The sequence below is a fragment of the Actinobaculum sp. oral taxon 183 str. F0552 genome, from assembly GCF_000466165.1.
GTDB lineage: Bacteria > Actinomycetota > Actinomycetes > Actinomycetales > Actinomycetaceae > Peptidiphaga.
The window spans coordinates 94,016-116,623 of record NZ_KE951417.1; the positions used below are offsets into that span (position 1 = coordinate 94,016).

At 68.8% G+C, this 22,608-nt stretch carries 12 protein-coding genes and 1 tRNA gene; 1 reads left to right on the forward strand and 12 read right to left on the reverse strand.

Annotation, left to right across the window (positions count from 1 at the left end; translation table 11 throughout):
• Positions 1-1,367: excinuclease ABC subunit UvrC (uvrC, locus tag HMPREF0043_RS11685; protein ID WP_021601555.1), on the reverse strand; the 1,367-nt coding region annotated here is incomplete at its 3' end.
• A gap of 4 nt (positions 1,368-1,371) precedes the next feature.
• Entirely contained in the window at positions 1,372-4,224 is a 2,853-nt protein-coding gene (gene uvrA, locus HMPREF0043_RS03815) for an excinuclease ABC subunit UvrA (RefSeq protein WP_040317782.1), read from the reverse strand.
• A gap of 132 nt (positions 4,225-4,356) precedes the next feature.
• Here uvrA and HMPREF0043_RS03820 point away from each other — a divergent pair, with 132 nt between their 5' ends.
• Positions 4,357-4,635 carry a YciI family protein gene (locus tag HMPREF0043_RS03820; protein ID WP_021601557.1) on the forward strand — a complete coding sequence of 93 codons (279 nt, stop codon included), beginning with the start codon at positions 4,357-4,359 and terminating at the stop codon, positions 4,633-4,635.
• 79 nt (positions 4,636-4,714) lie between these two features.
• On the opposite strand, the gene HMPREF0043_RS03825 is transcribed toward HMPREF0043_RS03820, so the two are convergent.
• From HMPREF0043_RS03825 to gltB, 10 genes are all read right to left on the reverse strand, one after another.
• Entirely contained in the window at positions 4,715-5,725 is a 1,011-nt protein-coding gene (locus HMPREF0043_RS03825; RefSeq protein WP_040317804.1) for a TerC/Alx family metal homeostasis membrane protein, read from the reverse strand.
• Between the two features lie 281 nt (positions 5,726-6,006).
• Positions 6,007-8,070 carry an excinuclease ABC subunit UvrB gene (gene uvrB, locus HMPREF0043_RS03830; protein ID WP_021601559.1) on the reverse strand — a complete coding sequence of 688 codons (2,064 nt, stop codon included), beginning with the start codon at positions 8,068-8,070 and terminating at the stop codon, positions 6,007-6,009.
• A 9-nt stretch (positions 8,071-8,079) separates the two neighbouring features.
• Positions 8,080-8,940, reverse strand: a complete 861-nt coding sequence (gene coaE, locus HMPREF0043_RS03835; protein WP_021601560.1) for a dephospho-CoA kinase — start codon at positions 8,938-8,940, stop codon at positions 8,080-8,082.
• Positions 8,941-9,683: 743 nt separating this feature from the next.
• Positions 9,684-11,147 carry a 30S ribosomal protein S1 gene (gene rpsA, locus HMPREF0043_RS03840; RefSeq protein WP_021601562.1) on the reverse strand — a complete coding sequence of 488 codons (1,464 nt, stop codon included), beginning with the start codon at positions 11,145-11,147 and terminating at the stop codon, positions 9,684-9,686.
• Between the two features lie 169 nt (positions 11,148-11,316).
• Positions 11,317-14,001 carry a DNA polymerase I gene (polA, locus tag HMPREF0043_RS03845; RefSeq protein ID WP_021601563.1) on the reverse strand — a complete coding sequence of 895 codons (2,685 nt, stop codon included), beginning with the start codon at positions 13,999-14,001 and terminating at the stop codon, positions 11,317-11,319.
• A gap of 57 nt (positions 14,002-14,058) precedes the next feature.
• A complete protein-coding gene (locus tag HMPREF0043_RS03850; protein WP_021601564.1) occupies positions 14,059-14,697 on the reverse strand; it encodes an ANTAR domain-containing response regulator in 639 nt (212 codons plus the stop codon).
• A 157-nt stretch (positions 14,698-14,854) separates the two neighbouring features.
• Positions 14,855-14,938, reverse strand: a tRNA-Leu gene (locus HMPREF0043_RS03855).
• A 7-nt stretch (positions 14,939-14,945) separates the two neighbouring features.
• Complete coding sequence (gene pyk / locus HMPREF0043_RS03860; protein WP_021601565.1) at positions 14,946-16,373, reverse strand: pyruvate kinase; 1,428 nt, start codon at positions 16,371-16,373, stop codon at positions 14,946-14,948.
• A 44-nt stretch (positions 16,374-16,417) separates the two neighbouring features.
• Positions 16,418-17,893 (reverse strand): glutamate synthase subunit beta, encoded by a 1,476-nt coding sequence (locus tag HMPREF0043_RS03865; protein WP_021601566.1) that lies wholly within the window; start codon positions 17,891-17,893, stop codon positions 16,418-16,420.
• The gene (gltB, locus tag HMPREF0043_RS03870; protein WP_021601567.1) at positions 17,886-22,394 is read right to left on the reverse strand and encodes a glutamate synthase large subunit; all 4,509 of its coding nucleotides are present in this window, start codon (positions 22,392-22,394) and stop codon (positions 17,886-17,888) included. Before gltB ends, HMPREF0043_RS03865 begins: the two co-directional genes overlap by 8 nt.
• Between the last annotated feature and the right edge of the window lie 214 nt (positions 22,395-22,608).

Below are 22,608 nucleotides of genomic sequence, written 5' to 3' on the forward strand. Positions count from 1 at the left end.
CGGTAGTCCGGCTTCTTGGCCAGGCCGTCCTCGAAGACCACCATCGATGCGACCTGGTGGGTGCCCTGCGTGTGGGACACGTCGTAGCACTCGATGCGCAGCGGGGCGCGCTCCAGATCCAGGGCGAGCCTGAGCTCCTCGAGGCCCTGCGACCGCACGGTGATGTCCCCGGCCCGGGCGAGCTTGTGGCGTTGGAGGGCCTGGACGGCGTTGAGCCGGACGGTTTCGGCGAGCCTGGCCTTGTCCCCCCGCCGGGGGTTCTTCAAGCGCACGGCCCCCCCGCGCCGCTCCGCCAGCCAGGCCTCCAGCTGGAGGCGGTCCCCGGGCAGGGCCGGAACCCAGATCTGCGAGGGGATCGCCCCCAGAGGCGTGTGGGCGCGGTCGTCGACGCTGCGCGACCCCTCCCGGGCCGCCGGCGGGCGGCCGGGCTGCACCGAGCCGTAGACCTGGAGGAGGAGGAAGGAGACGATCTCGGCCGCGTCCAGCCCGGCGATCTCGTCGGAGATCCAGGCCTGCTGGCCCCTGATGCGGCCTCCCCGCACGTAGAACACCTGGACGGAGGCCTCGAGCTCGTCGAAGGCCACGCCGAAGACGTCGGCGTCGAGGTCCTCGGAGAAGACCACGGCGTTGCGTTCGTTGACGGCCTCCAGGGCAGCGATCTCGTCGCGGTACCGGGCGGCGGTCTCGTACTCCTCGTTCGCGGCGGCCTGGGCCATCGCCCTCTTCCGCTCGGCGATGGCCGGGCCGTTGTCGCCCTCCATGAACCGGATGAGCCCGTCGACGATGTCGCGGTGCCCGGCCGCGTCGATCCGCCCCACGCACGGCGCCGCGCAGCGTCCGATATGCCCGTACAGGCAGGGCCGGCCCGTTCGCTGCGACTGGTTGAACTGCGTCTTGGCGCAGGATCGCATGGGGAAGACGGTCAGGAGTTGGTCGAGGGTGTCGCGGATCGCCCAGACCTTCGTGTACGGCCCCAGGTAGCGGGTCCCTCGGCGGTGCTCCTGCCGCGTGACCCACACCCTCGGGAACTCCTCGGAGACCGAGATCGCCAGGTAGGGGTAGGACTTGTTGTCGCGGAAGACCACGTTGAAGCGGGGCGTGTACTCCTTGATCCACGAATACTCCAGCGTCAGGGCCTCGACCTCGGAGCCCACCACGACCCATTCGACGCCCTCCGCCGTGTGGACCATCTGCCGGATGCGCGGCGAGAGCGCCCCGGGGTCCTGGAAGTAGCTCGACAGGCGCGCCCGCAGGCTCTTCGCCTTGCCGACGTAGAGGACCCGCCCCTCGCCGTCGACGAAGCGGTAGACGCCCGGGTCGGTGGGGATCGCACCGGGGGCCGGACGATAGCTCGCGGGGTCCGCCATCGGCCTATCGTCTCAACAGCGGCTGCCTGAGCAGCGGCGCGAGGAACCGCCCGGTGTGGGAGCCCTCGGCCTCGGCGACCTGCTCGGGGGTCCCCTCGGCGACGACCAGCCCTCCGCCCGATCCGCCTTCCGGCCCCATGTCGACGATCCAGTCGGCGGACTTGATGACGTCGAGGTTGTGCTCGATGACGATCACCGTGTTGCCCTTGTCCACGAGCGACTGGAGCACGGCCAGGAGTTTGCGCACGTCCTCGAAGTGCAGGCCCGTGGTCGGCTCGTCGAGGATGTAGACCGTGCGCCCCGAGGAGCGCCGGTGCAGCTCGGAGGCGAGTTTGACCCGCTGGGCCTCCCCGCCCGAGAGCGTCGTGGCGCTCTGGCCCAGCTGGACGTAGCCGAGGCCCACGGATTCGAGGGTGGCCAGATGGCGGGTGATCGAGCCGATCGGTTCGAAGAACTCGCGGGCCTCGTGGATCGTCATGCTCAGGACGTCCCGCACGTTCTTGCCGTTGTAGGAGACTTCGAGGGTCTCGCGGTTGTATCGCGCGCCCTGGCAGACCTCGCAGGGGACGTAGACGTCGGGCAGGAAGTTCATCTCGATCTTGATCGTCCCGTCCCCCCGGCAGGCCTCGCACCGGCCTCCCTTGACGTTGAAGGAGAATCGGCCGGGGCCGTACCCGCGCACCTTGGCCTCTGCGGTCTGGGCGAAGAGCGAGCGAACCTTGTCCCACACGCCCGTGTACGTGGCGGGGTTGGAGCGCGGCGTGCGCCCGATGGGCGACTGGTCGACGTGGACGACCTTGTCGAGCCCGTCCGCGCCCGTCACGGACGTGTGCCGTCCGGGGACGGTGTGCGCGCCGTTGAGCTTCCTGGCCAGGGCTTCGTAGAGGATCTGGTTGACCAGCGTGGACTTCCCGGACCCCGACACCCCCGTGACCGCGATGAGGCACGAGAGCGGGAAGTCGACGCGGATGTCCTTCAGGTTGTTCTCGCGGGCGCCGAGGACTGTCAGGCGACGCGCCTCGTCCGGGGTGCGCCGCCCGGCGGGCACGGCGATGGACCTCTCGCCGGCCAGGTACTGCCCGGTGACGGACTCGGCGCAGTCGGCCAGGCCCTCGCCCGGGCCCGAGTAGACGACTTCGCCGCCGAGCTCGCCCGCTCCCGGGCCGATGTCCACGACCCAGTCGGCCATCCGGATGGTCTCCTCGTCGTGTTCGACGACGATCAGCGTGTTGCCCAGGTCCCGCAGCTTCGTCAGCGTCGCGATGAGCCGGGCGTTGTCGCGCTGGTGCAGGCCGATGGAGGGCTCGTCGAGCACGTAGAGGACGCCGACGAGCCCCGACCCTATCTGCGTGGCGAGTCGGATGCGTTGGGCCTCCCCGCCCGAGAGGGTGGCGGCGCCGCGGGCCAGCGACAGGTAGGTGAGCCCGACGTCCACGAGGAACCCCAGGCGGAGCCTGACCTCCTTGAGGACCTGCGCGGCGATCTGGGCCTGGCGTTCGGTGAGCCTGACGGTGTCGGCGAACTCCTTGGCTTCGGCGATCGACAGCTGGCAGACGTCGTCGATGTTGCGCCCGTCGATGCGCACCGCGAGGACTTCGGGGCGCAGGCGCGCCCCCTTGCAGGCCGGACAGGCGATGGTGCGCATGTATCCTTCGTAGCGTTCGCGCGACCAGTCGGATTCGGTTTCGTCGTGCTTGCGCATGACGTAGGAGAGCACGCCCTCGAAGCCCGTCCCGTAGGTCCGCTCCTTGCCCCAGCGATTCCGGTAGGTCACGCGCACCTTGTAGTCCTTGCCGGAGAGGATGGCCTCGCGGGCCGGCTCGGGGAGGTCCTTCCACGGGGTGTCGACGTCGAAGCCGAGGTCCTCCCCCAGGCTCTCGAGCTGACGGGTGAAGAAGTCCTGGTGGCTGGTCCACGGGGCGACGGCCCCCTCGCGGAGGGTCAGCGCCGGGTCCGGGACGACGAGTTCGGGATCGACCACCAGCCGCGAGCCGATGCCGTCGCATTCCGGGCAGGCGCCGTAGGGGGCGTTGAAGGAGAAGGTGCGCGGCTCGATCTCCTCCAGGGCGAGGGGATGGTCGTTGGGGCAGGACCTCCTCTCGGAGTAACGGCGCTCCCGGGCCGGGTCGTCGGCCTCCAGGTCGACCCGCTCGATGGTCACGAGGCCGTCGGCCAGGCGCAGAGCGGTCTCCACCGAGTCGTTGAGGCGCGAGCCGATGCCGTCGCGGACCACCAGGCGGTCGACCACGACGTCGACGTCGTGGCGCAGCTTCTTCTCCAGGCGCGGCGGGTCGTCGAGGCGGACGACGTCGCCGTCCACCCTCGCCCTGGTGAAGCCCTCGGAGGCGAGTTGGGCGAACAGCTCGGAGTACTCGCCCTTCCTGCCGCGGACCACGGGGGCCAGCACCTGGAACCGGGTCCCCTCCTCCAGGGAGAGCACCCTGTCGACTATCTGCTGGGCGGTCTGCGCCTGGATCCTCTCGTCGCACACGGGGCAGTATTGGACGCCTGCGCGGGCGAACAGGAGGCGAAGGTAGTCGTAGACCTCGGTGACCGTGCCGACGGTCGAGCGGGGATTGCGGTTGGTGGACTTCTGGTCGATCGAGACGGCGGGTGAGAGCCCCTCGATGAGGTCGACGTCCGGCTTGTCCATCTGGCCGAGGAACTGGCGGGCGTAGGAGCTCAGGGACTCGACGTACCGGCGCTGGCCCTCTGCGAAGATCGTGTCGAAGGCCAGCGAGGACTTCCCCGAGCCGGACAGACCCGTGAAGACGATCATCCGGTCGCGAGGCAGCTCGATGGTGATGTCTTTGAGATTGTGCTCGCGAGCCCCTTGAACAAGGATTCGATCTTTCACGGCCGATATTCTACGTGGAGAAGAGGAAAGTGCCATGTGTCTTGGCAGGCTGGTTCATCACAGAACGGGCTCGGGGCCTCGGACCGCAGGCTCCGAGCCGCCGGCGCCCCGTCGCGGCGCTAGGCTGGTGGCATGTCCATCATCGCAGTCGAATACGTCTACGACGACTCGAAGGCCGACGTCATCGCCGAGAACCGTCCCCTCCACCGCGCCCATCTGCGCGAGCTGTACGAAGCGGGCAGGCTACTGGCCTCGGGCCCGCTCGGATCGAACGGCGCCCTCCTGGTGGTCAGGGCGGACGGCCCCGAAGACGGCCTCGGCGCGCTGGCCGGGGACCCCTTCCTCAGGCTCGGCGTGATCGAGAACCGCACGGCCCGCGTGTGGAAGCCTGTCATCGGCCCCTGGCAGTGAGCCGCTGAGGCCACGCGCGGACGCTCGGCACGCCCGCCGAGCGTCCGCGGATCGCCGTCGAGCCCGGAGTGACCCGCCCTCAGGGCTGTCCGTCGCCTCCAGCCTCCGGCCGGGCCGTCCCCCGTTTGTCGCGACGCCGGGAGGCGGCGAGCGAGGCGGCCACCGTGACGGTCAGGACCACGACGATGACCCCCAGGGACGTCAGAGGCTCGATCTCGGGGACGCTTCGGAGCCATCCTTGGCCGTGGCATGCCTCGACGAGGAGCTTCACGCCGATGAACCCCAGGATGGCCGCCAAGCCGTAGTGCAGATAGACAAGGCGTTGGAGCAGGCCGCCGACGAGGAAGAACAGCTGGCGCAGGCCCATGAGGGCGAAGGCGTTCGCCGCGAAGATGATGAAGGGCTGGCCCGTCAGGCCGAAGGAGGCGGGTATCGAGTCGAGCGCGAACATGAGGTCGGCCGATCCGATGGAGACGATGCACAGGAAGAACGGCGTGACGTACGTCCGGCGGTTGCGGCGGACCACCATCCTGTCGCCGACGAACCCGTCGGTGACCCTGAATATCCTCTCCGCGGCCCGCACGAAGCCGTTGGGTTTGTACTCCTCGTCCTCCTGGTGCTCCGCCGGGTCCTGGAGTCCCTGGCGCGCCTGGCTCCACGCGGTCCACAGGAGGAAGGCCGCGAAGAGGAAGAAGAGCCCCGAGAAGCTCTCCAGGAGCGCGGCGCCCAGCAGGATGAAGATCAGGCGGAGGGCCAGGGCGATGACGATCCCCCACAGAAGCACCTTCTGCTGGTGTTTGCGGGGCACGCGGAACGAGGCGATGATGATGATGAAGATGAAGATGTTGTCGATGGACAGCGAATACTCCGTGAAGTAGGCCGAGAAGTATTCGTAGGCGAAGTGGGGCGAGTGCCTGACCGTCGTGTACAGGCCGAAGAGCGCCGCCAGGCTGACGTAGAAGACGAGCCAGCGGGTGCACTCCCTCATGGTCGGCTCGTGGGGCCTGCGCAGGTGGATCATGAGATCCATTCCGATCAGCCCGACGACGAGCGCGCCGAAGACGCTCCACTCCCACATGTGCACCTGCATGTCGAGCGTATTGTCCTTGGGGGCGTTGAGCATGAGAGAAGAGAGCATCGCGTCCGCATTCCTCCGGTCGTCGTGGGCCACCGGAGGTCTCTTCCCGCCATCGCTGGCCTCGGCCCGGGAGCTTTCCGTGATGACGAACCGATGTTGGGTGGGAATACTCCCCTCCGTCGCCGATTCTACGGGACCGTCGCCGTCTCCGCTCTCGGACGCCCGGCTCCGGCCTGTGGGATTCGATACGCAGCGGCACAGCCGGGGCGGCGCGGATCGCGATCGGGGTCAGGCTACTTCTGGGCTTGCTGGGAATGCCACAGTTCGCTCTTGAGGCCCTTGATCTCGTCCCGGTAGCGGGCGGCGAGCTCGAACTTCAGGGAGGAGGCGGCCTCGTGCATGAGGTCCGTGAGCTCCTCGATGAGCGCCACGAGGTCGCGGCCGCCCTCGTCCCGGGCCCGCTCGCGCACGCCCGCCCCCTTCTCCTGGCGGTATCCACCCTCCAGGAGCTCGGCGGTGTCGACGTCCTCGCGGGCGAGCATGTCGGTGACGTCCGCGATCTTCTTGCGCAGCGGCTGCGGGTCGATCCCGTGCTCCTCGTTGAAGGCGATCTGCTTGGCGCGCCTGCGGTTGGTCTCGTCGATGGCCTCGCGCATGTTGGAGCTGATCGAGTCGGCGTACATGTGGACTTCGCCGGAGACGTTGCGGGCGGCGCGCCCGATGGTCTGGATGAGGGACGTCGTCGAACGGAGGAAGCCCTGCTTGTCGGCGTCGAGGATGGCCACGAGCGAGACCTCGGGAAGGTCCAGGCCCTCGCGCAGCAGGTTGATGCCGACGAGCACGTCGAAGGAGCCGAGCCTGAGCTCGCGCAGCAGCTCGACCCGGCGTAGCGTGTCGACGTCGGAGTGGAGGTATTCGACCTTGACGCCGCGTTCGGCCAGGTAGTCGGTGAGGTCCTCGGCCATCTTCTTCGTCAGGGTGGTCACGAGCACGCGCTCGTCGCGCTCCACTCGGTCCTTGATCTGCCCGAGCAGGTCGTCGATCTGCCCCTCGGTCGGTTTGACGACCACGAGGGGGTCGACGAGGCCGGTCGGCCGGATGATCTGCTCGACGACCCCGTCGGAGTGCTCGAGTTCGTACTTCCCGGGTGTCGCCGACAGGTAGACGGATTGGCCGACGCGCTCCAGGAATTCGTCCCACGTCAGCGGCCGGTTGTCCAGGGCGGAGGGCAGGCGGAACCCGTATTCGACGAGCGTGCGCTTGCGGGAGGCGTCGCCCTCAAACATGGCCCCGATCTGGGGGACCGTCACGTGGGACTCGTCGACGATCAGGAGGAAGTCCTCGGGGAAGTAGTCGAGTAGGGTGTGCGGCGGCGTGCCCGGCCCGCGCCCGTCGATGTGCCGCGAATAGTTCTCGATCCCCGCGCAGGAGCCGATGTTGCGCATCATCTCCACGTCGTAGGTCGTGCGCATCTGAAGGCGCTGGGCCTCCAGGAGCTTGCCTTGCGCTCGCAGCGCCTCCAGCCTCTCCGCCAGTTCGTCCTCGATCCCCGTCAAGGCGCGCGCCATGCGCTCGGGGCCCGCCACGTAGTGCGAGGCCGGGAAGACGTGGGCGGTCTCCGTCCGGCGGATGACGGTGCCCGTCACGGGGTGGAGGAGGCTGATGGAGTCGATCTCGTCCCCGAAGAACTCGATGCGGATCGCCAGCTCCTCGTAGACGGGGATGATCTCGACGGTGTCCCCCCTGACCCGGAACGTCCCGCGGACGAAGGAGATGTCGTTGCGCACGTACTGCATGCCGACGAAGGTCCGCAGGAGGTCGTCGCGGTCGAGCCGCTGGCCGACGCGCAGCAGGACCATCCGCTCCACGTACTCCTCGGGCGTGCCCAGGCCGTAGATGCAGGAGACGGACGCGACGACGACGGTGTCGCGCCTGGTCAGCAGCGAGTTGGTCGCGGAGTGGCGGAGGCGTTCGACTTCGTCGTTGATGGACGAGTCCTTCTCGATGAAGGTGTCCGTCTGCGGGACGTACGCCTCCGGCTGGTAGTAGTCGTAGTAGGAGACGAAGTACTCGACCGCGTTGTCCGGCATGAGCTCGCGGAACTCGGTGGCCATCTGGGCGGCCAGCGTCTTGTTCGGCTCGATGACGAGGGTGGGGCGCTGAACCCGTTCGATCAGCCAGGCGGCGGTGGCCGACTTGCCCGTGCCCGTCGCGCCGAGGAGGACCACGTCCTTCTCCCCCGCGTCGATGCGCTCGGCCAGTTCGGCTATCGCGGCGGGCTGGTCACCCGACGGCGTGTACTGGGAGACCACCCGGAAGGGAGCGTCCGTTCGGAGGATCTCGGTCTGGCTGCTCATGCTGCCAGGCTACCCCATGGCTCCGTCGCGGACCGTCGAGAGCTCGATGCGGCAGGCCGGGTTGGCCGAGACGAAGGCCGCCGGGCCCTCCGCCGCGGGGACGAAGCCGGCGCGCAGCACGGCCTTCCGATCGACGGGCGCGGGCGCGACGATCCCGTCGCCGCGCCGACGGGCGCCCACCCCCCAATAGTTGAGCCGGGCGACGGCCCGGCCGAGCTCGTGCCGGCTCGGACGCCGGTCGTCTCCGCGCGTCCGCTCGCCCCGGAGGAGGTTCGAGGCGTAGGGGCGCAGCCAGTCCCGCCATGCGTCGCGCACCCGCCGCTGGAGCTCGGCGGGCGAGCCGCCGTTGTTGACGACGAGGTCGGCCAAGGGCAGCGGGTCGCGCTGGCTGGCCATGCGAGCCGCCGCCGCCTCGCGGCTCATCCCCCGATGCCTCTCCAGCCTGTCGATGCGCAGGCCGAACGGAGCCTCGACGACGACGTTGCCGTGGAAGGCGTCCTCCCGGCCGCTTCCCGCGAGCAGGGCGAGTTCGACGACGGCCGCCTCGCATCCCGCGGCCTCCAGTCCGGCCAGCCGTCGGCGGGCCTCGCGCCACGTGGGCGGATGGACGATGCCGTTGAGCCTTTCCAGGGCAACGGGGTCGGCGAACACGACGTCCGCCAGCGCGCGGCGGTCGACCGTCCCGTCCCGGACGACGCCGGGCCACAGCCCGGCGACCTCGGCGACGGCCTCCCGGCCGGGTTCCAGGACGGAGCGGGCGATGTCGTCGAGGCTGAGGACGCCGGCCCCGCAGTCCTCCAGAATGCGCGCGGCGCTCGACTTCCCCGAGCCGATGCCCCCCGTCAGCGCCACCGTCAGCACGAGCCGCACCCGCCGACGGCGGTGTTCCCGGGGTCTCCTTCAACCGGCCTCGCAGGGGCCCTCCGCGAGGCCGCGCGACACTCGATCTCGCGTGCGACGGCGCACGCCTCCTCCCCGGCCGGAGACGCGGTTTGGGTGTCGGGGCCTGCGGGGGTGTGTTGCGGTTGTTTGCAGGCCCCGACACGTCCGAATCCCTTGAGAATCCGGACTTGAGCGCCGAGCCAACGGGGGTGGTGGTGTATTGGCTGCGGCGCAGAGGCGGAACCCTCGCTCGGGTTCCACGAAGGGGAAGTCCGTATAGTGAAATCGCACCTTATGGTGAAAACGCATGCTTTCACTGGGTGATGTGTGAAAGTATATGCAGTAGGGGTGCAGGCCCCGCCAAAAGTTCGCGCTACCAGGGGCGGGGCCTGCACGTCTGTTGTGCGGAGGGCTCGGAACGCCGGGTTCCGGACCCTCCGGGGGGAACGGCCGCCCGGAGCGGGATTCCTCCCGCTCGTGGCCACCGTGGCGACGCGGTTCCCGGAAAGCCGGCCGCCGTCGGCGCGACGTACCCGACTCGAGGACCAGCCCGGCGGATACGCCATCGGGGTGGATGGCGGCCTCACGGGAATGAGATTAGCATGCCGCATTCCCGAAACCGACACCCCGGCCGCGTTTTCGAAGGGGAACAATCCCCCATCCCCGGTCGGTCCAGGCGCTGAGAAGAGCGGGCCCGGGTGTGAACCCGGGCCCGCTGGCGTGTTCGTCGGTCAGTTGTTCGTCAGCTTCTCACGTAGGGCGGCCAGCGCCTCGTCGGAGGCGAGCGTTCCCGCCGCCTGGGAACCCGACGAATACGAGGAGGACGCATCGGATGCGCCGTCGGAGGAGGGGGCGCCGGCTGAGTCGGCGTCGAGGGCCTTGGCCACCTGGGCCTTGTGCGCTTCCCAGCGCGCCTGAGCGGCGGCGTACTCGTTCTCCCAGGCCTCGCGCTGAGCCTCGAAGCCCTCCATCCATTCGTTGGTCTCCGGGTCGAATCCCTCGGGGTACTTGTAGTTGCCCTCTTCGTCGTACTCGGCGGCCATGCCGTAGAGGGAGGCGTCGAAGTCCTCGGAGTTGGGATCGACGCCCTCGTTGGCCTGCTTGAGGGAGAGGGAGATGCGGCGGCGCTCCAGGTCGATGTCGATCACCTTGACGAAGGCGTCCTCGCCGACCTTGACGACCTGTTCGGGCAGATCCACGTGACGCTGGGCGAGCTCGGAGATGTGGACGAGGCCCTCGATCCCGTCCTCGACGCGGACGAACGCGCCGAACGGAACGAGCTTGGTGACCTTGCCGGGGACGATCTGGCCGATGGCGTGCGTCCGCGCGAACGTCTGCCACGGATCCTCCTGGGTCGCCTTGAGCGACAGTGAGACGCGTTCGCGGTCCATGTCGACGTCGAGGACTTCGACGGTGACCTTCTGGCCGACTTCGACGACCTCCGAGGGGTGGTCGATGTGCTTCCAGGACAGCTCGGAGACGTGGACGAGGCCGTCGACTCCGCCGAGGTCGACGAAGGCGCCGAAGTTGACGATGGAGGAGATGACGCCGTCGCGGACCTGCCCCTTCTTGAGGTTGGTGAGGAATTCGCCGCGAGCCTGGGACTGGGTCTCCTCCAGCCAGGAGCGTCGGGAGAGGACTACGTTGTTGCGGTTCTTGTCGAGTTCGATGATCTTGGCGTCGAGCTCCCGGCCGATGTAGGGCTGGAGATCGCGGACGCGACGCATTTCGACGAGCGAGGCGGGCAGGAATCCGCGCAGGCCGATGTCGAGGATGAGGCCGCCCTTGACGACCTCGATGACCGTTCCGGTGACGACGCCGTCCGCCTCCTTGATCCCCTCGATCTGCGACCATGCGCGTTCGTACTGTGCGCGCTTCTTCGACAGGAGCAGGCGGCCTTCCTTGTCCTCCTTCTGCAGGACGAGGGCTTCGACCTGGTCTCCGACCCCCACGACATCATCGGGGTTGATGTCGTGTTTGATGGAGAGCTCTTTGGAGGGGATGACGCCTTCCGTCTTGTAGCCCACGTCGAGAAGAACCTCGTCATGATCCACCTTGACGACGGTGCCCTCGATGATATCCCCGTCATTGAAGTATTTGATGGTCTGATCCACCGCTGCGATGAGCTCTTCCTCGGTGCCGATGTCGTTGACGGCGACCTGTGGGAGTGACGGGGTTGGGTTATTAACGGTCATGAAGAAATGACTCCGATACGGACAGTTGTAGAGATATGGACAGGGACAATGCGAATGTAAAAACCCGCACCGGGCACCGATCCTACGGGATCGGAAGTCTTGACGCAAGCCTTTTATCGCGCTAATGTGCCCCCGCGTTCGACCGTCTCCGGTCGAGGGCCCGGAGGCCTCAATGCGCGGCGGCGCGCCAGGTCGCACCGAAGCCGATGGCGACCGACAGGGGAACGGACAGCTCGGCGGCGCCGGTCATGTCGCGGTGAACGATCTCCTCGACCCGCTCCCGCTCCCCTGGGGCCACCTCCACGACGAGCTCGTCGTGGACCTGGAGGAGCACTCTGGAACGCAGACCCGCGGACGCCAGGGACGAGGCGACCTGGACCATGGCGAGTTTGACGATGTCGGCGGCCGATCCCTGGATCGGGGCGTTGAGCGCCATGCGCTCGGCGGCCTCGCGGGCCAGACGGTTCGTCGAGTTGAGGTCGGGCAGGTAGCGCCGGCGCCCCAGTATGGTCTGCGTGTAGCCGTCCCGGCGGGCGGCGGCGACCAGCGAGTCGAGATAGGCGCGGACTTCGCCGAAGCGCGTGAAGTAGTCGTCCATGAGGCGCTGGGCTTCGGCGACGGCGATGCGCAGCTGCCTGGACAGCCCGTAGGCCGACAGCCCGTAGGCCAAGCCGTAGCTCATCGCTTTGATCTTCGAGCGCTGGCCGGGCGTCACCGCGTCCTCGGGGATGCCGAAGACCCGGGAGGCCGCGTAGGTGTGGAGGTCGGCCCCCTGGCGGAAGGCCTCGATGAGGGCCTGGTCGCCCGACATCGCCGCCATGAGGCGCATCTCGATCTGGGAGTAGTCGGCCGTCATGAGCGCCTCGAAATCGGCGCCCGGCACGAAGGCCTCCCGGATCTGCAGCCCTTCGGAGGTGCGCGCGTGGATGTTCTGCAGGTTGGGATCGGTCGACGAGAGCCGTCCGGTGGCGGCCACGGTCTGCTGGTAGGTCGTATGGATCCGCCCGTCCCGGACGCTCTTGCGCAGGCCCTCCACCGACTGGCGGAGTTTGATGGCGTCGCGGTGCTCGAGGAGGGAGCCGAGGAACCGCTGCCCCGCGATCGCGCGGTCGTCCTCGCGGAAGGCGATGGACGCGGCCAGATCGGCGAGGGCCTCGGCGTTCGTCGTGTACCCGGACTTCGTCTTCTTCGTCTTGGGCAGGGCGAGCTGGTCGAAGAGGACGTCCTGGAGCTGCTTGGGGCTGGACAGGTTGACCTCGCGCCCTATGGCTTCGTACGCGGCTCCGGCGGCCGCCTGGACGCGTGCGTCGAAGTCCTCCTCGAGCTTCTTCAGAACCCGCACGTCGACGGCGATCCCCACGTCCTCCATGTCCTCCAGCGTGCGCGAGACGGCCAGCTCCAAACCGATGAGCGCTCCGTCCTCGCCCTGTTCGGCCAGCTGTTCGTCCATGGCCGCCGACAGCGGGATGAGAGCCGCCGCCTTGCGCGCCCGCGTCTCCCGGGCGTCGTCGTCGAAGAGCGTGTCCTCCCCTTCGCCTGCCGCCTCCAGATCGACTCCCAGGTAGCGCACGCTCAGATCGGACAGGTCGTAGTCGCGCTGGTCCGGGTGGAGCAGATAGGCCGAGAGCATCGTGTCGGCCGTGACGCCCTCCAGGCCCAGGCCCGCCGCCGAGAGCGCGTGGCCGCAGTCCTTGGCGCCGTGGAGGGTCTTCGGGACCTCGGCGTCGTAGAGGAAGCCGACGAGCGCCGCGCGGTCGGCGGCGTCGAGCCCGTCGAGGTCGCCCACCCACGCGTGGGAGGCGTCGGAGGCGATGGCGAGCGTCCCGCCAGCCCCGGTGGCCCTGAGCGCCTGGACGTCGGCCAGGTGAAGGCCGAACAGCGGAGACGGGTGCGAGCCGAGCCACTCCCCCAGGTCGCCGGAGACCGCCTCGACGCGGCCGAGCAGCGCGTCCGGCGCATTGCGCGCATCGCCGTCGCGCATGGGCAGTTCGTCGAGAATCCGCGAACGCAGGCTGCGGAACTCGAGCGTGTCGAAGAGCTCGTGCAGCGCCTCGCGTTCGACCCCGCGGGGTCTGAGCTCCTCCACGTCGTCCATGATGTCGAGGTCGGCCACCAGGGTGTTGAGCTCCCGGTTCAGACGCACCTGGGCGACGTGGGCGCGGAGGGATTCGCCGGCCTTCCCCTTGATGGATTCGGCGTGCCCGAGGATCCCCTCCAGGTCGCCGTAGGCGGTGAGCCATTTGACCGCCGTCTTCGGGCCGACCCCCGGGACGCCCGGGAGGTTGTCGGCCCCCTCTCCGACGAGCGCGGCCAAGTCCTGGTAGCGTTCGGGCCCGACGCCCGTCTTGGCGCGCACGCCCTCCGGGTCCAGGGTCTGCATCTGCGAGCGGGGCATCGGATACAGGACCGTGCAGCGGTCGGTGACGAGCTGGAAGGAGTCCTTGTCGCCCGACGCGATGAGCACGCGCATGCCCAGTTCCTGACCGCGCCTGGCCAGCGTCGCGATGATGTCGTCGGCCTCGAAGTCCGCAAGCGTCAGCCACGCCACGCCCATAGCATCGAGGGAGGCCTGGATGAGTTCAATCTGCCCGGCGAACTCGACGGGCGTGTCCGCGCGCCCCCCCTTGTACTCCGGGTACCTGCGGGTGCGGAACGTCCCCCCTGGCAGGTCGAAGGCGACCGCGACGTGGGTGGGCTCGTGCTCGCCGTACAGCCGCAGGTACGTCGAGAGGAATCCCGAGACGGCGTTCGTGTGCTGGCCGCCGAGCGTCACGAAGTTCTCCGCCTTCAAGGCGTAGAACGCGCGAAAGGCCAGCGAGTGCCCGTCGATGAGGAGGAGGGTCTGATCGTCCACGCCTCAAGCCTACGCCACGGCGGCGCCGGGATCGCGGGGCGGCGATCGCCCGCTGCGTCAGCGCTGGCTGCCCACCTGCTCGATGACGGCGTCGGCCACCTCGCGCATCGTCAGACGCCGGTCCATCGAGGTCTTCTGGATCCACCTGAACGCCTCGGGTTCGGTCAGGCCCATCTTGGCCTCGAGGAGCCCTTTGGCGCGGTCGACCCGCTTGCGGGTCTCGAACTGCTCGGTGAGGTTGGAGACCTCCTTCTCCAGAGCCTTGATCTCCTGGTTCCTCGACAGGGCGATCTCCACCGCGGGCACGAGGTCCGCGGGGCTGAAGGGTTTGACGACGTAGGCCATGGCGCCCGCGTCCCGAGCCCTCTCGACCAGCTCGCTCTGCGAGAAGGCCGTGAGCATGACGACCGCGCAGCGACGGTCGCCCAGGATGCGCTCGGCTGCGGTGATGCCGTCCATGCCGGGCATCTTCACGTCCATCACGATGAGATCCGGACCGAGCTCGTCGGCGAGCTCGACGGCCTTCTCGCCGTCGCCCGCCTGGCCGACCACGTTGTAGCCCGCGTCTTCGAGCGTCTCGACGATGTCCAGCCGAATGAGCGCCTCGTCCTCGACGACGAGGACGCGATGTCCCCTCGTCTCGCGGGTGGCCGTTTCCGTTGGGGCTGCCGGAGGCTTCGCCTCGTCGTCTGCCATTCCTATGTCTCCTTCGACAATACCGGTGAACGCTTTGACAATGTCGATTTTAACAATGCCACTCGGATTGTGTGCGTGTTTTCCCCAATCGGCCTTCTTCACGCCGGTGGGGAGCAGACGCGCAGACGAATCCGAGGCGCGCAGGGTAAACCGCTTTTGGTGCTCCCGGCGGGATTCGAACCCGCATGCCCGAGGCGCCGCATTTTGAGTGCGGTGTGTCTGCCAGTTCCACCACGGGAGCCGCTTCTTCACGTGTGACGCGGAAGCGTCTCACCCATTTTATGGACGCGGATCGTATTCGTCGAACCGGGCACGCCAGCCGGCATGCCCGCGACGACGACGATGCGATCGCCGTCCACCGACATGCCCATCTCGCGCAGAAGGTGGTCGACCTGGGCGACCATGTCGTCGGTGTGCTTGACGTGCGGAACCGTGAACGTGGTCAGGCCCCACGACAGGGCGAGCTGGTTGCGAACCTGCGGGTCGGGTGTGAAGCACAGGATCGGCAGCCGCGCCCGCAGACGCGACATGCGCCGGGCTGTCTGCCCCGTCTCCGTGAACACCACGAGGTCCTTGACGCCCAGGGCCTCGCCGATCTCCACCGCGCCGCGGGTCATGACCCCGTTGCGGGTCTTGTGGAGGTTTCCGAGGACCGGGATCTGCTCCATGCCGTGCTCTTCGGCGTACTCGACGATCGAAGACATCACCTGGACGCATTCGATCGGATAGGCCCCCACCGACGTCTCGCCCGAGAGCATGACCGCGTCGGCGCCGTCGATGATGGCGTTCGCGCAGTCCGACGCCTCGGCGCGGGTCGGACGGGGGTTCTCGATCATCGACTCGAGGACCTGCGTCGCCACGATGACGGGCTTGGCGCGCTGACGGGCGATGTTGATCGCGCGCTTCTGTATGAGGGGGATCTGCTCGAGCGGCATCTCGACTCCGAGATCCCCGCGGGCCACCATCAGTCCGTCGAAGGACCGGACGATGTCCTCCAGGTTCTCGACCGCCTGGGGCTTCTCGATCTTCGCGATGACCGGGCGGTGGATCCCGACTCGGTCCATGATCTCGTGAACGTCCTTGATGTCCTCGGGAGAGCGGACGAAGGACAGGGCGATGAAGTCGGCCCCGACCTCCAGCCCCCATTCGAGGTCCTCCCGGTCCTTCTCCGACAGCGCGGGGACCGACACGGCGACGCCGGGGAGGTTGACGCCCTTGTTGTTGGAGACCTCTCCGGGGATCTCGACGACGGTCCGGACGGACGTGTCGTCGGCCTCGAGCACGCGAACGGCGACCTTGCCGTCGTCGATGAGAAGCGTGTCGCCGGGACGGCAGTCGCCGGGGAGCCCCTTGTAGGTCGTCGACACGAGTTCCTTCGTCCCGGGCACGTCGTCGACCGTGATGGTGAAGACGTCGCCGACGTCCAGGTAATGGGGTCCGTCCTCGAAGCGGCCGAGGCGGATCTTGGGCCCCTGGAGGTCGACGAGGACGGCGATCGCCTGCCCGGTGATCTCGGCGGCCTTGCGCACGCGAGCGATGCGTTCCGTGTGCTCCGCATGGGTGCCGTGGGAGGCATTGATGCGTGCGACGTTCATTCCCGCTTGCGCGAGGGCGAGGATCTGTTCCTGCGTCTGAGTCGCAGGTCCGAGGGTGCATACAATCTTCGCTCTACGCATAGAAATAGATTACCCGAGCGTACCCTCTTTGGCTACGGAAACACTCACGGGGTGAGTGATACATCACCGGATTTCACCGGAGAGGGCAGGGAACTCGCCCCGCGCAGATACGCGTCCACGGACGCCGCGGCGCCGCGCCCCTCCGCGATCGCCCACACGACGAGCGACTGTCCCCGCCCCGCGTCACCGGCGACGAAGACCCCCGGCACCGGCGTCGAGAAGTCCTCGTTGCGCGAGATGCGCGCCCTGGAGTCGACCTCCAGGCCGAGCTGATCCGGGATCCCCCGGGAGGGCACGCCGACGAAGCCCATGGCGAGCAGGGCGAGCTGGGCGGGGATGAGGCGCTCGGTCCCGGGGATCGGGACGGGGCGGCCGCCGTCGAACTCGACGCCCGCGATGCGCAGGTGGCTGAGGCGTCGCCCTCCGGCGCTTCCGTCCGAGACGAACTCGACCGTGGACGTGGAGTAGAGGACCTCGCCGCCCTCCTCGTGGGAGCTCGAGACTTTGAAGAGCCTGGGGAAAGTCGGCCACGGCCAGGACGCCGGCCGCTCAACGGGCGGCCGGGGGGCGATCTCCAACGAGGTCACCGAGCGCGCGCCCTGGCGCAGCGCGGTCCCCACGCAGTCCGACCCGGTGTCCCCTCCCCCGATGACGACGACGTCCTTGCCGTGCGCGTCGACGGAGGCGTCGGCCGGAAGCCCGCTGACGCGCCGCGTGGCCTGGGCGAGGAAGTCCACGGCCGGGTGGATCCCCTCCAAGTCGCGGCCATCGACGGGCAGATCGCGTGGGATCGGGGTCCCCACGGCCAGGACGAGCGCGTCGTAGCGTTGGAGGAGCTCCTTCGCGCCGTTGGCGTCCGCTCCGACCTCCACTCCCGTGTAGAAGCGGGTCCCCTCCGCCCTCATCTGGGCCAGCCGCCTGTCCACGACTCTCTTCTCGAGCTTGAATCCGGGGATCCCGTAGCGCAGGAGGCCGCCGGGCTCGTCCGACTTCTCGTACACGGCGACCGTGTGCCCGGCGCGCGTCAGCTGCTGGGCGGCTGCGAGCCCGGCCGGGCCGGAGCCGACGACCGCGACCGTGCGGCCCGTCAGGAACTGCGGGATCCTCGGCTCTATCAGCCCGGCGTCCCAGGCCGCCTCGACGATCGAGTATTCGATCTGCTCGATGGTCACGGGCTCTTGGTTGACGCCCAGGACGCAGCCCGATTCGCAGGGCGCCGGGCAGAGCCTTCCCGTGAAGTCGGGGAAGTTGTTGGTCGCGTGGAGGCGTTCGATCGCCTCGGGCAGCCGGTCGCGCCGCGTGAGGTCGTTCCATTCGGGGATGAGGTTGCCGAGGGGGCAGGAGAAGTGGCAGAAGGGCACGCCGCAGTCCATGCACCGGGATGCTTGGCGCTTCAGGAGCGCGGAGCCGTCCGCGCGGCTGTCGCGGATCTCCTTCCAGTCGCGGATGCGCACCTCCACGGGCCGCTCGGCGGGCAGCTCCCGGCTGCGGTAGGTCAGAAAGCCCCTCGGATCAGCCACGGCTTACCTCCAACACTTGATTCCAGACTGCAGGGTTCTTGACGTCCAGGCCCTCCGCCTGGGCGGCGTCGAGGGCCGCGCGCATGCGCGCGAAGGCCTCGGGGACGAGTTTCGTGAAGCGCGAGAGGTCCCGCGAGGCCAGAATGCCCGCGGCCGTCGTCGAGCCGGTGCGGGCGACGTGCTCTTCGAGGACGGCGAGCAGCTCCTCGTCGTGCGCGTCGACGGGGCCGGCCAGGAGCCTGGCGGAGGCGCTGAGCGTGGACGGGTCGAAGTCCAGGACGTAGGCGACGCCCCCGGACATCCCCGCTCCGAAGTTCCGGCCCGTCGGGCCGAGGACGACCACGATCCCGCCGGTCATGTACTCGGCGCAGTGGTCCCCCGCGCCCTCGGCGACGAGCGTCGCGCCGGAATTGCGCACGGCGAAGCGCTCGCCCGCCTGCCCGGCGAGGTAGATCCGCCCGGAGGTCGCCCCGTACCCGATGACGTTGCCCGCGATGACGTTCGACCCGGCCTCGAAGGCGGCGCCCTCCTCGGGGCGCACGGAGATCACGCCGCCCGACAGCGATTTGCCCACGTAGTCGTTGACGTCGCCGACGAGGCGCAGGGTGACGCCCCCGGGGAGCATCGCGCCCAAGGACTGCCCCGCCGAACCGCGGAGCGTGATGTCGATGGTCCCCTCGGGAAGGCCTTCGCCCCGGTACCGCTTCGTCACCTCGTAGCCGAGCATGGTTCCCACGCTTCGGTTGACGTTGTACACGGGCAGGTCGGCGGTCACGGGTTCGCCGTGCTCCAGGGCTCGCCGGCTCAAGTCGATGAGGGTGCGGTCGAGGGAGCGCTCCAACCCGTGGTCCTGGCCGACGGTGCAACGGCGCGCGGAAGCGCTTCGTGCGGGGTCGGGCGCGGCGAGGACGGGCGAGAGGTCCAGCCCGCGGCTCTTCCAGTGCTCGACGGCGCGCACGGTGTCCAGCAGCTCGACGCGGCCGACGGCCTCCTCCAGGCTGCGCAGGCCGAGACCGGCCAGGATCTCCCGCACCTGTCGCGCAACGTAGCGGAAGTAGGCGACGACGTGCTCGGGTCTGCCGGAGAACCGCCCGCGCAACTCCGGGTTCTGCGTGGCGATCCCCACGGGGCAGGTGTCCTTGTGGCACACCCTCATCATCACGCAGCCGGACACCACCAGCGGGGCGGTTGCGAAGCCGTATTCCTCCGCGCCGAGCAGTGCGGCGACGACGACGTCGCGGCCGGTCTTCAACTGCCCGTCCGTCTGGACGACGATGCGGTCGCGCAGACCGTTGAGCAGGAGGGTCTGCTGCGTCTCGGCCAGGCCGAGCTCCCACGGCCCGCCCGCGTGCTTGATGGACGTCAGCGGAGCCGCGCCCGTTCCGCCGTCGTGACCCGAGACGAGGACGACGTCGGCGTGGGCCTTCGAAACGCCCGCGGCGACCGTGCCGACTCCGACTTCGGAGACGAGCTTGACGTGGATGCGGGCCTTCGGGTTGGCGCTCTTCAAGTCGTGGATGAGCTGGGCGAGGTCCTCGATCGAGTAGACGTCGTGATGCGGCGGCGGGGAGATGAGTTCGACGCCCGGCGTGGAGTGGCGCACCTCGGCGATCCACGGATAGACCTTGGCGGCGGGAAGCTGGCCTCCTTCGCCGGGCTTGGCGCCCTGGGCCATCTTGATCTGGATGTCGTCGGCGCCCACGAGGTATTCGCTCGTCACGCCGAAGCGCCCGGAGGCGACTTGTTTGACGGAGCTGCGCCTGGTCGGATCGTACAGCCTGTCGGGCCGCTCGCCTCCCTCGCCGGTGTTGGACTTGGCGTGGATGGCGTTCATCGCCCTGGCGAGGGTTTCGTGGGCTTCGGCGGAGATCGAGCCGTAGGACATCGCCCCCGTGGAGAAGCGCCGCATGATCGACTCGGCGGATTCGACCTCCTCGACGGGGACGGGATCGAACTCGCCCGTCTTCAGCCTGAACAGGCCGCGAAGGGTCATGAGGCGCTCGGCCTGCTCGTCGATCCTCGCGCTGAAGCGCTTGAATTCCTCGTAGTCCTGTGTGCGGGTCGAATGCTGGAGGAAGAAGATCGCCTCGGGGTCGAACAGGTGCTGTTCGCCCTCCCTGCGCCACTGGTACTCGCCTCCCGTCTGCAGCGTGCGGTGGGCGGGCGAGATCCCCGAGGGAGGGTAGGCGACGGCGTGGCGTTCGGCGACCTCGGAGGCGATGACGTCGAGCCCGGCGCCGCCGAGCGGGCTGGCCGTCCCGGTGAAGAACTCGTCGATGAGCGCCTGCGACAGGCCCAGGCACTGGAAGACCTGCGCCCCGCGGTAGGAGGCGACCGTGGAGATCCCCATCTTCGACATGACTTTGAGCAGCCCGTGCCCGAGCGCCGCGATGAGGTTGCGCGACGCCTGCTCGGGCGTCACGGCGATCTCCCCGCTGCGCGCCATGTTCTCCACGGTCTCCAAGGCCAGGTAGGGGTTGACGGCGGTGGCCCCGTAGCCGACGAGCAGCGCCACATGGTGGACTTCGCGCACGTCGCCGGCCTCGACGAAGATGGAGACCCTCGTGCGGGTGTGGCGGCGCAGGAGGTGGTGATGCACCGCCGAAGTCAGCAGAAGCGAGGGGATGGGGCCGCGCTCGGCGGTCGAATTCCGGTCGGACAGGATGACGAAGGACGCTCCCCGTTCGATCGCGCGGTCGACCTCGCCGCAGATCTCCCCGATCCGCCTGCGCAGCGAGGCCTGACCGCCCGAGACCCGGTAGAGCCCGGAGACGAGGACGCTCGACAGCCCCCTGCCCTGCTCGGGGTAGCGTCCGATCGTCCGGATCTTGGCGAGGTCGTCGCTGGTGACGACGGGGAAGTCGACGACGAGCTTGCGCGCGTGCTCCGGCGTCTCCTCCAGGAGGTTCGGTTCGCCTCCCGCGCTCGAGGCCAGGGAGGTGACGAGCTCCTCGCGGATGGCGTCGAGGGGCGGATTCGTCACCTGGGCGAACTGTTGGCTGAAATAGTCGAAGATCAGGCGAGGACGCTCGGAGAGCACGGCGACGGGGGTGTCGGTGCCCATCGCCCCCTTCGCCTCGGCCCCATCCCGGGCCATCGGCTTGAGGACGACGTCGAGCTCCTCGTTCGTGTACCCGAAAACCTGGTGGCGCCGCGTGATCGAAGTCTGCGAATAATCGATGTGCTCGCGCTCGGGCAGGTCGGAGAGCCGGACGACGTTGTCCTCAAGCCATCGCCGGTAGGGGGCGGCGGCCGCGAGAGTGCGCTTGACCTCCTCGTCTTCGACGATCCGATGCTCGGCCAGGTCGACGAGGAGCATCCTGCCCGGCTGCAACCTCCCCTTGCGCACGACGCGTTCGGCCGGGAAGTCGAGCACGCCCGACTCGGAGGCGAGCACGACGGTCCCGTCGTCGACCACCCAGAAGCGCCCCGGGCGCAGTCCATTGCGATCGAGGATCGCGCCGATCCGCGTGCCGTCGGTGAAGGTTATGGAGGCGGGGCCGTCCCACGGCTCCATGAGGTGGGAGTGGTACTCGTAGAACGCCCGCAGGCGCGGGTCCATCGTCTCGTTCCCCTCCCACGCCTCCGGGATCATCATGCGGGCGGCGTGGGGAAGGCTCCTTCCCGCCAGGTGCAGCAGCTCCAGGACTTCGTCGAAACTCGCCGAATCGGAGGCGGCGAGGTTGACGGGGGCCAGGTCGGCCATGTCCCCCAGGGCCTCAGAGCGCAGGCTGCCCTCGCGGGCGGCCATCCAGTTGCGGTTGCCTCGCACGGTGTTGATCTCGCCGTTGTGGGCGACCATGCGGAAGGGCTGGGCGAGCTGCCACGAAGGGAACGTGTTGGTGGAGAAGCGCGAGTGCACGATGGCCAAGGCGGAGGCCAGCCGAGGATCGGAGAGATCGGGGAAGAAGGGCTCGAGCTGCATCGTGGTGAGCATCCCCTTGTACAGGAGGGTCCGCGAGGACAGCGAGGCGAAGTACGTGCCGCCGATCTCCGCGCGCTTGCGCACACGGTAGACCGCGCGCTCCAGGTCCAGACCCTCGCGCCCCGACGGGTCGCCGACGAACAGCTGGCGGAACGTCGGCATGGAGGCCAGCGCCGTGGGCCCGATCGCCGACGGGTCGACGGGCACGGTGCGCCATCCCAGAACGCGGAGGCCTTCGTCCGCGACGATCTCCTCGATGGCGCGCACGGCCTGGCCGCGCTCGCCGACTCCCGGCAGGAAGGCCGTGCCCACGGCGTACGCGCCCGCACGCGGAAGCTCGAAGGGGACCGAAGCGCGCAGGAAGGCGTCGGGCACCTGGACGAGGATCCCCGCGCCGTCGCCCGAGTTCTCCTCGGCGCCGACGGCGCCGCGATGGTCGAGGTTCTCCAGCGCGGCGATCGCCATGTCGACGATGCCGCGGCTCTGCACGCCGTGGAGATCCGCCACGAAGGCGACGCCGCAGGCGTCGTGCTCGAAGTCGGCCCGGTGCAGCCCCGGACCCGAGGGTGTGGTCATATCCGTCCTCCTGCCTGCGCAGCCGGCGGCCGCGCACGGACATGCTCCGCCCTCCCCGAACGTCTCACATGCTGGATCCACTATGCGGACAGACCCGCCGCCTCATCGAAGAGCCCTCACGTCGAACAGTCCGCGCCAAACAGCACGGGAGAGACAGGAAAACCGGCCCATTTACAGGAGGAAATCCTCCTGTAAATGGGCCGGGCGGGCGCCG